General features: G+C 40.3%; 13 protein-coding genes and 1 pseudogene. 5 read left to right on the top strand and 9 right to left on the bottom strand.

What is annotated here, in order from left to right; translation table 11 throughout:
* Window positions 1-35: 35 nt before the first annotated feature.
* Window positions 36-3,512 carry a SusC/RagA family TonB-linked outer membrane protein gene (locus AC1DRQ_RS15065; RefSeq protein ID WP_477425518.1) on the bottom strand — a complete coding sequence of 1,159 codons (3,477 nt, stop codon included), beginning with the start codon at window positions 3,510-3,512 and terminating at the stop codon, window positions 36-38.
* Between the two features lie 271 nt (window positions 3,513-3,783).
* Window positions 3,784-4,914 (bottom strand): FecR family protein, encoded by a 1,131-nt coding sequence (locus tag AC1DRQ_RS15060; RefSeq protein WP_477425517.1) that lies wholly within the window; start codon window positions 4,912-4,914, stop codon window positions 3,784-3,786.
* A gap of 268 nt (window positions 4,915-5,182) precedes the next feature.
* On the opposite strand from AC1DRQ_RS15060, the gene AC1DRQ_RS15055 reads away from it, so the two are divergent.
* Window positions 5,183-5,809 (top strand): FISUMP domain-containing protein, encoded by a 627-nt coding sequence (locus tag AC1DRQ_RS15055; protein WP_477425516.1) that lies wholly within the window; start codon window positions 5,183-5,185, stop codon window positions 5,807-5,809.
* 163 nt (window positions 5,810-5,972) lie between these two features.
* Here AC1DRQ_RS15055 and AC1DRQ_RS15050 read toward each other — a convergent pair whose 3' ends face one another.
* The gene (locus AC1DRQ_RS15050; protein WP_477425515.1) at window positions 5,973-6,200 is read right to left on the bottom strand and encodes a hypothetical protein; all 228 of its coding nucleotides are present in this window, start codon (window positions 6,198-6,200) and stop codon (window positions 5,973-5,975) included.
* A gap of 114 nt (window positions 6,201-6,314) precedes the next feature.
* On the opposite strand from AC1DRQ_RS15050, the gene AC1DRQ_RS15045 reads away from it, so the two are divergent.
* The 3 genes from AC1DRQ_RS15045 to AC1DRQ_RS15035 all read left to right on the top strand — a co-directional run bounded on the left by AC1DRQ_RS15045 (window position 6,315) and on the right by AC1DRQ_RS15035 (window position 8,536).
* Complete coding sequence (locus tag AC1DRQ_RS15045) at window positions 6,315-6,764, top strand: SRPBCC family protein (protein WP_429396588.1); 450 nt, start codon at window positions 6,315-6,317, stop codon at window positions 6,762-6,764.
* 294 nt (window positions 6,765-7,058) lie between these two features.
* Window positions 7,059-7,841: a serine hydrolase domain-containing protein gene (locus tag AC1DRQ_RS15040; RefSeq protein WP_477425514.1), complete on the top strand. Its 783-nt coding sequence runs from the start codon at window positions 7,059-7,061 to the stop codon at window positions 7,839-7,841.
* Between the two features lie 5 nt (window positions 7,842-7,846).
* Window positions 7,847-8,536, top strand: a complete 690-nt coding sequence (locus AC1DRQ_RS15035) for a tetratricopeptide repeat protein (RefSeq protein WP_477425513.1) — start codon at window positions 7,847-7,849, stop codon at window positions 8,534-8,536.
* 65 nt (window positions 8,537-8,601) lie between these two features.
* Here AC1DRQ_RS15035 and AC1DRQ_RS15030 read toward each other — a convergent pair whose 3' ends face one another.
* The 5 genes from AC1DRQ_RS15030 to AC1DRQ_RS15010 form a co-directional block, all read right to left on the bottom strand.
* Window positions 8,602-9,186, bottom strand: coding sequence for an RNA polymerase sigma-70 factor (locus AC1DRQ_RS15030; RefSeq protein ID WP_477425512.1), 585 nt, complete (start codon window positions 9,184-9,186; stop codon window positions 8,602-8,604).
* 591 nt (window positions 9,187-9,777) lie between these two features.
* Window positions 9,778-10,230, bottom strand: a complete 453-nt coding sequence (locus AC1DRQ_RS15025; RefSeq protein ID WP_429396580.1) for an L-rhamnose mutarotase — start codon at window positions 10,228-10,230, stop codon at window positions 9,778-9,780.
* 8 nt (window positions 10,231-10,238) lie between these two features.
* Complete coding sequence (locus AC1DRQ_RS15020) at window positions 10,239-11,894, bottom strand: sodium:solute symporter (protein ID WP_477425511.1); 1,656 nt, start codon at window positions 11,892-11,894, stop codon at window positions 10,239-10,241.
* A gap of 105 nt (window positions 11,895-11,999) precedes the next feature.
* Complete coding sequence (locus tag AC1DRQ_RS15015) at window positions 12,000-13,232, bottom strand: enolase C-terminal domain-like protein (protein WP_477425510.1); 1,233 nt, start codon at window positions 13,230-13,232, stop codon at window positions 12,000-12,002.
* 4 nt (window positions 13,233-13,236) lie between these two features.
* Complete coding sequence (locus tag AC1DRQ_RS15010) at window positions 13,237-14,034, bottom strand: SDR family NAD(P)-dependent oxidoreductase (RefSeq protein WP_429396574.1); 798 nt, start codon at window positions 14,032-14,034, stop codon at window positions 13,237-13,239.
* Window positions 14,035-14,392: 358 nt separating this feature from the next.
* Here AC1DRQ_RS15010 and AC1DRQ_RS15005 point away from each other — a divergent pair, with 358 nt between their 5' ends.
* A complete protein-coding gene (locus AC1DRQ_RS15005; RefSeq protein ID WP_477425509.1) occupies window positions 14,393-15,295 on the top strand; it encodes an AraC family transcriptional regulator in 903 nt (300 codons plus the stop codon).
* Between the two features lie 296 nt (window positions 15,296-15,591).
* Here AC1DRQ_RS15005 and AC1DRQ_RS15000 read toward each other — a convergent pair.
* Window positions 15,592-15,788, bottom strand: a pseudogene (locus AC1DRQ_RS15000) (IS110 family transposase); the annotation flags it as partial.

Genomic DNA, 15,788 nt, shown 5'->3' with positions numbered 1-15,788 from the left:
GATATTTATAATACGATTTCATATTTTGAGTAATGTTATAAATTGATATTTATACCTACGTTAAACACTTTTTGTATTGGGTATGCAAAGCCATTGCCGCCAAGCTCCGGATCCCACAATTTGAAAGGGCTCCATGTATACAGGTTTAAACCGTTAAAGTAAATCCTTGCATTTTTAACCAATAAGGCTTTTGCTATTCTTTGTGGTAATGTGTAACCAAATTCAAGCGATTTAAGCCTCAGGAAACTTCCGTCGCGTAGCCACCACGTACTGTTTTGCCTGTTGTTTTCAATAACTGCGCCATCGGGTCCGAGCCTTGGATATAGTGCATATAAGTTTTGATTATCCTCAGACCAATGGTCATCAGCATATGCCTGCAGCAATTGGGTATTGCCTGTATAATATGAATCAGGACTTTTGATGAAAGGCGAGGTACGTGCCGGATCAATAAAGAATGACACTTTTGCCTGCCCCTGGAAAAACCCGGAAAGGTCAAAGTTTTTATAGGATGCCGATATCCCAAAACCATATACAATTTGCGGCACTGTTGGGTTACCAATAAATGTTTGGTCGGCCCCGTCAATTTTGCCATCGCCGTTTAAATCACGGTATTTAATATCACCGCCTTTGGGTGCAAAACCACCTGTACTAAAAATTTGTGAAGGCGAATTGGCAGCTTCATTATCATCAACAAACAACCTTTCGGCTACATAACCATACTGGCGGTTAATGGGCTGCCCAATCTGGTGCCTGTAAGCTTCTGCATAATCAGGCGCTTCATATTGTGTGTATTTGTTTGATGAATAGGTAAAGTTACCCCTAAGTGCCATGGAAAAATCCCTGCCAATATTTTGTTTGCCATCAACTGAGATATCAATTCCCTTTGATTCGGCTTTACCAATGTTGGCAGATATAGGTGCTTCAAGACCCATTGTTATTGGTATAGAAGCACGATTTTGCAGAATGTTGTATTTATTGTTCTTGTAAACTTCGGCAATAACGTTGATTTTTTTAAGTAAGGTAAACTCTATACCTAAGTTGGTTTGCTTTGATGTTTCCCAGGTTACATCCTCATTTTGGTAACTATTTATGGTTACGCCGTTGTGTCCATAACCGTTGGTTGTACCAAAAGAGGCCGGGTTACCGCCATTAAGATTTACATCTGATAAATAGAAGAACCTTTGGCTTCCGATTTGGTCATTACCCACTAAACCATAGCTGGCACGCAGTTTAAAACGGTCGAACACATTATACAGATCGCCCCAGAACTTCTCCTCAGATATGATCCATGACGCGCCTGCAGTTGGGAAAAAACCAAACCTGTGATTTGCAGAAAACCGCTCAGAACCGTTGTAGCCAAAGTTAAACTCCAAAAAATACCTACTTTTGAATGAATAAGTTGCTCGGCCTGCAAGGGTTTCATTACGGTAAGGTAATGAATACTGCAGCGTATATGGGTTTTGATCCGGGTGGTTTTGAACAATGTTAGGATCCTTGTTATTTGAATAAAGCTGTTGCTGACGGGTTCCTATTAAAGCCGCACTTATGTTATGATTTTTCCCAAGTGTTTTGCTGTAATCCAATACCCCTTGCAAGTAAATCTGGGTTTGCAGGTTATCTGAACCTACATCCCGGTTGTAGGAAAGGTATTCTGTAGCCTGYCCCGGCTGCGAGTTGATCCAATTCAATGTGTATTGATTACTTGCCTTATCATAATTTGCTACGTTATAATAAAATGGGTTGTAATACATCTGCGATTGGAAGTACGCATAGCGGTTAGTACTAAAAATGGCATGAAAATTTAAGCCGCTGGTTACAAAATCCAAATTTTGATTTAACTCAAGTTGAGCAAGCATTCTTGACTCTGAAAAATTTTGGTGCCCCGATAGCAAATTGGCATACGGATTAATATAGGTAGTTGAGCCTACTCCACCACTTGCGGCAGGCACGTTCCCAAATAAAATATGCTTGGTTTTAAGATTGGCAGAATCGGCAGGATAATAAGCCGGAAAATCAACCGGGCTGGTATGCACGGCCAGGTTGTACAGGTCAGTTGCCAATCCGCCGTCGTTGCTACGCGGACCGTTGTATTCATTAAAGGTACCTGATAAACGTACAACCAGTTCGGTTTTATCAGTAATATTAATGTTTACGTTTGAACGCAGCTGGTAGTTTTTATAATTAACATTGTTATTGTTGTTGTTCCTGATATCAGTTCTTAATATACCATTATCATTACTAAATGAACCGGCAACATAATAACGGGCAACACCGCCGCCACCTTGTACACTTAAATTACCGCGCTGGTTATTGGTATGATCTTTAAACAACATATCAACCCAGTTAACAGCAGGATAAACATACTGGTTGCTACCAGGCGCATTGTTTATGGTATTTTGTGTATTGATGATCTTATTTTGGGTATATGGAAGCGGGTTTAACGGATAGCGTGTTCTGACAGCTTCATCATACATCTTCATGTACGTAATAGGATCAGCAAGCTCGAGCGTTCTGGTAGATTGCGATCTGGAGTTTTCAAGCCTGAAATTGATCTGTGCTTTACCGGCTTTACCCTCTTTGGTTTTTACTAAAATAACGCCATTACCACCTCTTGCTCCATATAAAGCAGTTGCACTCGCGTCTTTTAATACCGAAAAACTTTCAATATCATCAACATTTAGCCTTGCAAGGTCTGTTGATGTTAGCTCAACGTTATCAATTAAAATTAAAGGATCCTGTTTATAGCCAAATGTAGTTACACCCCTTATAAAAAACTTGGAGTTATCATTACCCGGCTGACCGCTTGGCGTATATGCAATAACACCGGCTACCTGTCCGGCTAAAGCGTTGGTAAGGTTACTTGCCGGTATCTTTAAATTCCCTGGCTTTACAGTAGTAACCGAACCAACTATAGCTTCGCGGGTTTGTTTGCGGCTATAGGCGGTTACTACCACTTCGTCTGCCGACTGTACATCCTCCACCAACGTGATATTGAATATCCTGGTTGAAGATGTGATGGTAAAAGTTTGCGATTTAAAACCTACAAAGCTTACTTTAATCGCTGCACCCTCCTTTACATCCAGGATAAACTTACCATTATTATCCGTGACAGTACCTTGCTTAGAATTACCGACAACCGAAATACTCACCCCGGGCAGGGTTTCTCCCTTTGCGTCTTTAACTGATCCCGTTATGGTAATGTCGGCCATTATTAGCGCCGGCGTAACGGGGAGTTTTACCACTGGTGTTTCTTTGATGATGATGGATTTACCATCAATGATGTAAGAGAGCTGAAATTTTTTCAGGGCTGTGTTTAGCACATCTTTTACGTCGATGTTTTTAAAATCAACATTTAGAGTATAGTTTTTCTGCGGGCCCTTTGGCGACCAGAACACATTGTATCCTGTTTGCCTGTTGATCTCACTAAACAGTTGTTTTAGGGTAACATTGCTTTGTTTATAAGTTATATTTTGTGAAAAAACCGATGCGCTAACCTGCATAAAAGCAAGCATGAGTATAAGGCTCGTTATTTTCATTATCAGAAGGAATTTCTTGATGTAGCACGAAGGCTTACAAATGTTTGTAGTAAAATTTTTGTACATTTGTTTAGGCTGGTTAATGTTAAAATTGTTATCTCCAATAGCATTTAATAATTTAATAAGCTTTGAGATCAGAGGCATCGCGAGTGTCTCTGGTCTTGCCTTTAAATTATACTCTTCCTGGTCAGGTGTAGTCTTTCATTGTCTTCTCGGTTTAAATGGTTTAAAGAATATATAATTAGGTTTATTTATTTTTTGTGACCCTGATGGTAGACCCCTCAATAATGAACCGGGCATCAGTCACTTTTTCAATCATCTTTAATAAAGTTGCTATATTAGAAAATCGCGTGGTAACTGCAACAAGCGATTCTTTTTTAACGCTTTCATCCTGAAATACAACTTTTACATCATACCACCTGGCTATCTCCCGCATTACAATCTCCAGGTCTTCATCATCAAACCTAAAAAAGCCATTCTTCCAGTCAACAGCTTCAAGCGGGTCAACATCCGAGACCGTGAATGCCGCTGTAAGGTCGGCTTCCTGTCCGGGTTTTAGCATGGTATTTTTACTGCCTGCCGTAATTTTAACAGCTCCCTCTAACAGCGTGGTTTTAGTATGCTGCTCATCAGGATAAGCATTCACGTTAAAATGAGTTCCTAAAACTTCAACTACCTGTTTATTAGTAACCACTCTAAACGGCTGGTTTTTATTATGGGCAACCTCAAAATAGGCTTCGCCATTGAGCTCAACCACACGTTCTTTAGAGGAGGTAAAATCAACCGGGTATTTTAATGTTGTGGCGGCGTTAAGCCATACCCTGGTGCCATCAGGTAAAAGCAATTGATATTGCCCGCCTTTTGGGGTTTCCATGGTATTGTACTGTAACTGACCATTGGCAGATGCATCTGAGCCGGCATCATAGGTCAATTTACCGTCGGCTGTTTTAATGATCTGGCTTCCACCTTGTTGGGTTATTTTACCGTTACCAACATCAGCTAATCGAATTTTTGTTCCATTTGCTAACACTAAAACAGCTTTGTTACTACCTGGCTGAATATGCTGGCTAAGCGCAATTGCTGAATTTTTACTTTCCTTTTGTTTTTTCTCAAATAGAAGGGCACCTGCAGTAAGCATGATCAGTACAGATGCAGCTACAAGCCAATTTTTATAACCAAAGGATCTTGTTTTTGGGAAATCGATCTCACTCAACAAGCGCATCAATATTTCTTCACGAACACTTTCCTTATCTTCCGGAAATTCCGATTCCTGATTGGAAATATGATTATACCAGTTGGCCAAAGCTTGCTTTTCTGAAGCTGTAGCTGTGCCGTCTTTATGTTTTTTTATTAAGCTGTAAATGGTTTCGCGGTTCAATTGGTTTGGCGCTTTATAATGGTATGTTACACGAGATGCACTTTACCCTACATCACTATTAAAATAAATTTTAATTTTTATCGGGTGTGTCATTTTATAGCTTTTCATGCACCATCTTTTATAGTTCTTGTCGCACCATGTCTTTCGTGCCTTCGTGTATGATAAATAATGTGGCAGTTAATTTACCGTGATGGCCCTGGCTGGAAATTGCAGACTATTCAATAACTGAATAAAATTTTTAATTTCGTGTAAATGATTGTTGAATAACATGAAGAATAGTGTAAATATTCCGGCAACGTTACGGGCTATTGTCCTTTGCTCTTTTTTTATCCATTATGGAGCTAATGGCCAGGCGCAAAACAACACCATGCGTGACAGAGACGGCAATAGCTACACCATCAAACTCATGCCGGATAACAAAAAATGGATGACGGCTAACCTGAACATCAATATCCCCGGATCTTATGGTTATGAAAAAGCAGAACAGAAAAATAATTCATACGGCCGTTTATATACCTGGCAGGCGGCACAGGAAGGATGTAAATTATTAGGTGCAGGCTGGCGTTTGCCAACTAATGAAGAATGGCAAAAAATGGCCAAATGGTATGGCGGCGTACGCGATGATTCGGAAGATGGTGGAAAAGCTGCCTATCAGGCGCTTATAAATGGCGGTAAGGCTGCATTTAATGCGGTATATGGCGGTATCCGTGATCCGGCTGAAGGCAGTAACACTGATGTTGATGCCCATGGATTTTATTGGACGGCTACAGAAAGCGATACAGTCAGCGCCTGGTTTTATAACTTTGGCAAAAATGGTAAAATACTGAATCGCCACCAGGATGGCCAAAAGCAAACGGCTATCTCCGTTCGCTGCATCTGTGATGTCGTAAAATAAAGGAGCAATAATAAACCATTAACCTGTAATACCTGCTCCATCCAAACTTTGGTATTATTTCTATGGGCACCATAAGTTCAAAAAAGTGGTGCATGAAAAGCTATAAAATCACAGGGTGTAGTTTTTTACACCCGATCATACATTTGCAACCATTCATATAAGCTTAGCCCAAACTGTCACAGGTATTAAACGAATCCGGGTGCCGGAGGGTGTTTTCCATAAATATGGTGATTGCATTTTGAATATGATGGATCATTAGCTGGTTATAGCCACAGCTGTTCAGGAATTCTTCGCCTGGATGGATGGGATACCTAAAAACCTCAATAACCTGTCGCAAATTGGTTGTAAATTGTCGCATACTGCCCTGTTCAATACCTGTTTTTACTTGCATCTTTGTTAAAGCAAATTGATATAAGCAACAATTAACAAACCGTGGAGCAGCTACCATATACAAAAACGGGCGATCCGAAAAGCCAAACGAGTAGGAACAAAAAAAAATAATTTTATGTCAGACAACAAAGTTTCATTACACAGAGTTATTAAGGCTTCACCTGAAAAGGTATATCGTGCCTTTACCGAAACCGTGGCTATGGCTTCATGGTTGCCGCCTTATGGTTTTCTTTGTACCATACACGACATGAACGTTCGGGTAGGTGGTACTTATAAAATGTCGTTTCACAATTTTACAACCGGTAACAGCCATTCATTTGGTGGGGAATATTTAGAGATCAAACAAAATGAGTTTCTGAAATACACAGACAAATTTGACGACCCAAACCTGCCTGGTGTAATGACTACTTCTGTTTGGCTTCAAAAAACATCCGTAGGTACAGACCTAAAAGTACTGCAGGAAGGAATACCTTCGGTGATACCAGCCGAAATGTGTTACCTGGGCTGGCAGGAATCGCTGGAAAAACTCATTAAACTGGTAGAACCTGAAATACCGGATGCTTGATTAGCTCCCAAACTGTTTCTGCGTCACTTTTGGTGAAAATTGATAATCGTGAAATGTAATTGATAGGAAAAATTCCTAAAAATCACTTTTATTGATCTGAGTTTTGAATCATCACCAAAAGTGACGAAGAACTATTTAATGAGACGATTTTTTCACTTTTACTGTCACGTTCTATATTTATAAACGTCTTATAATTAAACTTTTACTAATATGTGTTCCATTGATTTTTCCAATATTATAATTACAATTACATAGTTTTTTGACGTTAGTATAGCCTAACAGAACCTTATTCCTATGAAATATTCTGCTTTATTTTTCCTGTTCTTTATTTGCCTCAACCAAACGTACAGTCAGGAAAACAGCGCCCTTGTTCAAGCCCGATTGGACAGCGTTTATGCTAAAGTTTTGAATATTTACGAACTGCCGGGCTTTGCTGTTGGCATTATCAAAGGCGGCAAAGTGATCTATGCCCAGGGATTTGGGGCTAAGGAATTGGGTAAACCCGGTGCTATTGATGCCAGTTCCTCATTTCACATGGCCTCTGTTTCCAAGCCATTTACGGCCACGGCCATCATGCAGCTTGCCAGCAAGGGCAAAATAAAGCTTGATTCGCCTTTAACCACGTACATCCGTTATTTTAAAATGAAAGCCCCCCGTTATAAAAAAGTAACGATCAGGCAAATGCTCACCCACACGAGCGGTTTTCCTGATGTTAAGGATTATGGCTGGAATAAACCTCAGTATGACGACAAAGCATTAGAAAGGTACATTAAAGATAGTGTATCCATCAATGAGCTTTTATTCGAGCCTGGCTCGGATTTCTCGTATAGTAATATGGCTTATGATGTACTGGCAGAAGTAATCAAACAGGTATCGGGTATGCCTTTTGAGACCTATATGGACAAATATATTTTCAAGCCGTGTAAAATGTACAACAGTACTTTCCTGGTTAAAGCGGTACGGCCTGACATCGCAACAACCCCTCACGTATTTGGTGCAAACTGCAAATTCCAGGTGAGCGGCATCTATCCTTATAACCGTTGTCATGCAGCAGTTCTACCTTGCATTCTACAATAAATGATATGCTTATTTGGGCAAGCCTGATCCTGAATAACGGAAAACTTTATGGGAAACAGATCATCAGTTCCGAAAGCCTGAAAATGATGCTTTCAACCCAATACAAATTTGATCAGGAAAGCTCAATGGGCCTGGGATGGTTTCTGGATACCCGGAATGGCAAACAAGTGATTGGTCATGGTGGCAGCGACGTAGGGTATGCATCCAACATTAGCATTATCCCGCAAGATTCGGTTGCTGTTGTTGTAATGGGTAATTTATTCAGTTTTGTTCCTGATGGCGGGATAAAAGAGCTTGCCTTCAATGCAGTTTATAACCTGACTGATTGGAAATTAAAAAAGCCGGTTAACCTGGTGATTGCGCCGTTAATGTGTAAAGAAAGTTTTGCTAAAGCAAAAGAGAAATATTTCGAGCTAAAGAATAACAATTCCGACGACTATGATTTCACCGAAGAATGGCTGGATAAGTTGGGCTATGCCTTTGTTGATGAGGGAAAACTGCGGGATGCTATAAGTGTGCTGCAATTAAATGCAGAAGCCTACCCAAAATCCGTCAACTGCTACGATAGTCTGGGTGAAATTTATGTAATGAACGGACAAAAAGAAAGGGCAAAAGAAGCTTTCAAAACAGCATTAAAACTTGACCCAAACTGCGAGCGTTGTTTGAGAAAACTTAAAAAGATCGGCAATGATTAGAAGTGCTAATAAGCATATAGTCTCACTAAAAGAGAAAAACAGTCTCATTAAAATTCTGAATAAATTTAGAAAGAGCGATAAATATAAATGATGGCAAGCAACAATACGCCGTACTTTTTTAGTTCGCCGCGAATGATCTTAAGGGCACGGGTCAAATTAGCCTCTACACCTTTTTCGGAAATTTGCATCTCGGCAGCTATCTCCGAGTTCTTCATACCATTTTCACGGCTGTAGCGAAATACCAGACGGCATTTTTCAGGAAGCTCTTCTACTATATCATCGATATACTGCTGCAGAAAACGGGCATCCAGCTTATCTTCTTCATAAGAAATGATTTCATATTCAAAATTCTTCAGGGCAAGTTGGCTGCGGCGCTGTTCTTTTTGATAATAATGGTATATACTTAATTTGACGGAGACGGCCAAAAAACCCGGCAGATTTTGAATATTGACCAAATCTCGTCTTTCCCACAAGGAAATAAACACATCATGTACAATGTCTTTAGAAACAGCCCGGTCCTTGCTATGATTCCATGCAATGGCCAGCATTGTATCCCAATACCTGTTATAAATTTCGGTAAAGGCACCCTGTTCACCTTTCTTTAAAAAAAGGGTTAGCCGTTCGTCCGTATATGTGCTGTAATCAGGCATGGTGTTTACCTTAATATATTAACAGAACTTATTTCGGAACATCCAACTAATTGCTCACCCGGGCAGCGCATGGTACAGGTGAATTCAAAAAAAACAACACTTCTCTTTTGGGGTAAATATTTCTCCATATTTTAACTTTAATTGTTTGCAACTACCATACAGTTCCTGATAATAGAAAATATTAGTATGTCAATAAACCATTAATAATCGGGCCATCCCATAGCGCAGAATTTATATTTTCAAATAAATTCGGGCTGCCTGAACCAGACAAAATTAAGTTGACTTATTAGTATACAATTGGTTATATAAATGTACAATATACATTTAAAAGCTAAAAATAGATAAAAGCCTTTAAAAAAAGCAATCTTATCTATATGATCTGCAAAGATCTCAGTAAATGTCATTTATTTTTTAGAACAATTACATTAATGTTGCAAATTTATTTTATTCCTGTCCTAAACAAACGGCATCTCAAGTAAATAGGGTTAAATAAACGACGCGAGCATACTTACTTTAAACAAAAAATACGCAAAGCCCCGGGCTTCCTTATTCCCGACGGTTTACGTATTTAGTTGTAAAAAAGATGTCAGTTTAATTGGTATGGAAAACTTCTTCCATATTTTGCCATATCTTTTTCTGGCTTGCGGCTTCGGGCAATGGATTTTGTGCCGGATTTGTTTCTTTCCACCAGCGCTGTGTAGTGCTATCTGCAGCCATTTTGGCCATATCCCCGTTAAAATCAGTTCCGGTATATTCAAAATAGCTGAATAAGAAATATTTGCCGTCAATTTTTTGAAGATAAATAGAGTAATTATGTATGTTACAATCCTTTATCTTTTTTAACACACCGGGCCAAACTGCAGCATGGAGTTTTTTATAATAAGCCGTTTTTTCGGGCTTTAAACCGGTTACCATTCCAAAACGCTGCACTTTCACCGTGTCTGTTATAACAGTCTTTGATGTTTTATCTTGCTGATTATTACATGCAGCAAAAGCCAGGCATCCAACAATGGCTAAAGTTTGAATTAAACGTAATTTATACATAGGTCAAATTATCTGAATATGTAAAAGAGTATAACCATAATAAACACCAATAGCAGGGAGAGTACTTTATAATTTCCTAAACCGCTCCAAGCAGGGCCGCGTAAGGGCTCCCACGGCGATTTCCAATACAGTGTCGCACTTTCTTCGGTATGCTTTACAGGATACAGGTAGGATAGCGTTACCTGTATAACAACACAAATAACAAATAAATAAAAAGCCATCATCATAAATGGCACCTGCCCTATGGCCGTAGTTGGGAACAATTTATTCATTGTAAATACCACAACACCAATAGCCGAACCGATCCATAAGGTATATTTAGCCGATATTGCCGATGCCTTTTCCCAGAATACACCTAATAAAAACACGCAGGTTATTGGCGGGGCTATGTGAGCAATAATGTCATTAAGGCCATCAAAAATACTTCCATAATGATTAAGTAATGGCAACAATGCCAGCGACAGGAGTAGTGACACACCCGCTGCTATCTTACCAACTTTTACCAGTCGTGCATCTTTGGTTTCGGGATTGTACCTTTTATAAATATCATAACTCACAATGGTTGAAATAGAGTTTAACGCCCCCGAGATCTGGCTCATTAAGCCCGACAGTAATGCGGCAACCAATACTCCTATCAAACCCTGCGGTATTAATTGGGTTATCATTAAGGTATAAATCCCCTTGCTGTCAACCACTTCTTTACCCGCCACTACGGTTTTTAAAGCCGAAATATCCAGATGCCCGCTTTGGGCCAGCGTGTAGGCAAACAGGCCGGGCATCACAAAAATAAAAACCGGTAATATTTTTATAAACCCGCAAAACAGCGGACCTACCCGGGCATGATTCACATCCTTAGCCCCTAACACACGCTGCACAATGGTTTGATCGGCACACCAGTACCAAATTCCAAGTACCGGATATCCTAAAAACACGGCGTACCAGGGCATTCCGCTGGGGTCGCCGTGTGGCCGTAACATCGAGAGCTTATTTAGCTCGCCGGTATGTTTTAACACATCAACCATTGGCTCCCATCCACCCATTTTATTATAAGCGGCAACACTCATAATGATGGCCCCGCCCAATAGTACAATGGTTTGGATAGATTCTGTTACCACTACGGCCGTTAAACCGCCAACAATGGTATAAATGGTAGTTATGATGGATATTACAATTACGCTGGTGTACATATCAACACCAAACAGCGTATGTAAAACCACCCCGCCTGCCAATAAGGAGAATGCGATATGAATAAGTACAGCTGATACTACCGATATAATGGCAAGCCAGTCGCGGCTGGCCCGGTCATATCGTTTCTCCAAAAAATCGGGCAAGGTTGCCACCCCTGATTTGATATAGAAAGGAGCAAAAAACAGTGCCAGTAATATCAATGTAAATGCAGCCATCCACTCAAAGTCGCCATTAAGCAATCCTTTGTCAAAGCCACTTTGTGCAAGGCTTACCAGGTGAACACATGATATATTGGTTGCAAATAATGCCAAACCTATCATTGGCCAACGCAGCTTTTTACCCGCCAAAAAATATTCGCCTGCTTCATTATTGTTATTACGGGTTTTAAGCTGATGGCGGATGCCTGACCACATTCCTATAATAAAAATAAATGCAATGTATAAAGCGCTGATAATAAGATCGGGGGTATGAATCATTGGTGCTAAACTCTAATTTCTAAACTCTAAATAGTAATTTCTAAACTCTACATTGCCAGGCATTTTTTCACTACTCACTACTCACTACTCACTACTCACTACTCACTACTCACTCAAAACTATCAGATCGCAGCTGCTTCCAGGCTCCTGAGGCGTTGTATATACCCCGTTATTAATTTTAACCGGATAGGTAAAATGCTGCTGCAAATGCGGGATATGCTCTAAAAACAAAGCCTGGTGCCCTACCGAAATGTGATTAAATAATACCAGGTGCTGGTGTAGTTGCCCCATATCACCAACATGCGGTACTACGGGTACGCCATATTTTTTACATAGTAAACTAACGGTTATAAATTCGCTTACCCCGCCTACCCTTACCGCATCAACCTGTATAAAAGATGCGCATCCGGTTTGCAGATAGTTTTTAAAGGTGATTTTATTGGGCACATGTTCGCCCAAAGCCAGCTTCACCGGAGCCACAGCATCAGCCAAAGTTTTATGGGCAAGCACATCATCGGGATGGGTGGGCTCTTCAACCCAGTAAGGGTTCATACTTTTAAATTTATTGCAGATGGATATGGCCTGCGGTAGGTTCCATTGCTGATTTGCATCAAGCATTACTTTTATGCTATCGCCGGCAACTTCCCTTACAATATGCGCCCGGCGTATGTCCCTTTCAGGATCAACAGAACCAACTTTTAGCTTCATGGCGGTAAATCCTTCGGCTAAAGCTTTTTTGCAGTTTTCACGCACCTTTTCGTCAGAGTAATTGAACCAGCCTATGGAAGTATCATAACCAGGATAACCTTTCTCTAAAATACCCTGACGCCCCATGCTGGTTGATTTTTGAGCTTGAAGCATTTGAATAGCCTGCTGATGGGTAAGCTCGTCTTCCAGGTACGACAGGTCTAACGTAGCCACAATTTCTTCGGGCGATAGGTCGGTTAATAATTTCCATAGCGGCACCCCTCTTTTTTTTGCCCAAAGATCATAACAAGCGTTGGTAACCGAAGCAAGTGCCAAATGCACAACACCCTTATGCGGTCCAAGCCACCTGAATTGCTGATCGTTTGAAAGCTGGTTAAACAGTTGGCCAAAACCAGCCATCATTTCTTCAATATCCTTACCCACAAGTTTACTGGCGTAGTATTGAGCAGCTTTGCAAACCAGGTCATTCCCTTCGCCCAGGGTAAAGGCAAAACCGGTGCCTGTTAAACCACTGTCGTCAAACAACCGTGTTACCGCGTATGAATATACAGGATCAGTGTGTATAGCGTCACTCCCTGCACTGCCATCAAGTGCATAGCGCACATCATCAACCTTTATATTTTTTATCATTTTTTTAGATCTGATTTAGTTGGATAGATTGATTTATAACTCGTCTGTAACCTAACTCGGCCCCGCCCGTTACCGGCAAAATACAACCGGTAATAAAACGTGCCTGTTCTGATATCAGGAACAAACAGGCATCGGCCACAACATCCCCCTCGGGGCAATAACCCAGCGGATGTATTTGGTCGAGATAATTTTCAATGGTCAGTGAATCGGGCTGCTCTTTACTCCAGGCACGAAGCATTGGTGTCCATACGCCGGCCGGGGCAACCGCGTTAACCCTGATGCCGTAAGCGGCATAATCAAGTGCCATTGATTTTGTTAACGCGTTTACAGCGCCTTTGGTAGCGCTATAGGCCGCATGTATTTCCTGGCCAATGTCGCCTACCAAACTACCGGTATTCAGGATATTGCCGCGTGTTTTTTTTAATTCCTCAATACCAAATTTGGTGGTGTTATAAATGCCTTTCACATTTACATCAAACAGGTTGCTCCATTCTTCTTCTGTGGTATCATGAACGGCTTTTGACGGATTAGAGATACCGGCATTATTATGGATCACATCAATCCCTCCAAAATTATTGACAGTTTCGGCAATTGCCTTTTCCATATCGCCCGTTACCGATACATCTGCCTTTATGAAATGTATATTATCTGCCGGGAGTTTTCTGCGTGCCTGGCTAATGCTTATTGCTGAGTTTGAAATTATACTGAGCCGGGCCCCTGCCGCGTGATATACCCTGGCGCATTCAAAGCCAATACCTTCGGTGCCGCCCGTTAAAAAGATCACTTTGTTTTTTAGTAACATATGATGTTGTAGTTGAAATTAAGGCATTGCATTTAATGCATTAATATTTTTATAGTGTTAAACCTACCAATGGAATTCCCTGAAATTTGTTAATATACCCGGTTAAATTGGTCATTACTGAACAATCAAAAGTAACTGCACGTATTGTACATTATAATAGGTAAAACATTTTTTTTGATGGATTATGCTACTAAAAAATACCTGTAAGATGTGTTATATTGGCAAAATGTTATGAATGGTTTGCAATATGCTCTGAATGATTGTTTTTGCAATTTGTTTTATCTATAATAGCATATTACATTACTGGCAAAATGCTTTTATAATGTAATATTCCATTGCAAAACCAATTATTACTTTAATGAGTAGCAGCTTAAAAAGACGAGATGGCTTTATAGGAGAAAAACTCTTTGCGATCCCTCAAAAAATATTGAAAGAGGCCAAAGAACGCGATCCTGAACTTTTCCCTGTTTATATTACCAATATAGGTTATTTCCCTAAGGCAAGCTTTCATTATCGCGAACGAAGGAAGGGTTGCGAGGATAATATACTTATTTACTGCCTGCAGGGAAAGGGACATTATATATTAGATAATAAACGATACGAAGTAAGTTCAAACCAATTTGTAATTATACCCGCTACCGACAAATACATGCGATACTGGGCCGATAAGGACGACCCCTGGACTATTTATTGGGTTCACTTTACCGGCGATAATATGGAGGCTTTTAATAGATCACTTAATTTGAGCATAACAAGGGGTCCTGTTCAAATACCTTTTAGTGAAAAAGCCATTGAAATATGGCAAAATATTTATCAAACCCTTGAAATGGGTTACAGTGCTGAAAACCTGTGCAGTGCCAGTTTTTGCCTGTATCATTTGATAGCTATCTTTTTATTTCCGCAACGACATATTCAAAATGACAAGGACAATGAAGGCGACATCATTACCAAAACCATTAACAATATGCGCAACAACCTGAATAAAAAACTTACTGTTGAGGATATGGCCGTTAAACACAGTTTATCGGTATCGCACTTTTCAAATATTTTCAGAAAAGCTACCGGGATGCCCCCTATTGATTATTTTATTCATCTGAAAATGCAAAAGGCATGTCAGTTACTATATGCTAATGGCGACAAGATAAAAACAGTAGCTGTTGATCTGGGTTATGAAGACCCCTACTACTTTTCGCGCATATTTAAGAAATACATCGGCACCTCACCTGAGCAGTACAGGGTTACCGCAAAAAATACGGGTTGATGCTAAGCCACAAGTCGACTCACCCCGACATCGCTGCGCTCGTCATCCCTCTCTTCGCCTTCGGCGGAAAGAGGGAGCCAAAATGAAAGATTGAATTATATTTTTTCTCAGCAGATAAGCTTCGGACGAAATTAGGCAGAACAATGGTGGCCCGTGCGGCTGCAGGGGCATTAGCAATTTTGCCAGAAGCAATGGAATTGAGCGTGCGTAGCAGGGCAAAATTTAGCAGCCCGTGGTTCTGACCGATTTGTATTATAGGTTTGCTATAATTCCAAAATTTAATAAAAAAAGATTTTTCAGGCCGTTATCTTATAATTTTCCACATACATTTTACCACGCTTCACAAGCGCAAACATTCTTAAGATCAACTTGAATTTTACGTTATTTAATACCAATCCATATTTTTTATTTTTAAGTTTTCTTTCAGCATAGGCGCTGATTTCAGGATCATAGGTGATTGCTGTCCTGGCCGCCATATTTAATTCCTGCTTCA

The sequence above is a fragment of the Mucilaginibacter sp. P4_E8 genome (assembly GCF_056401495.1).
This window is presented reverse-complemented; position numbering and strand designations above follow the sequence as displayed.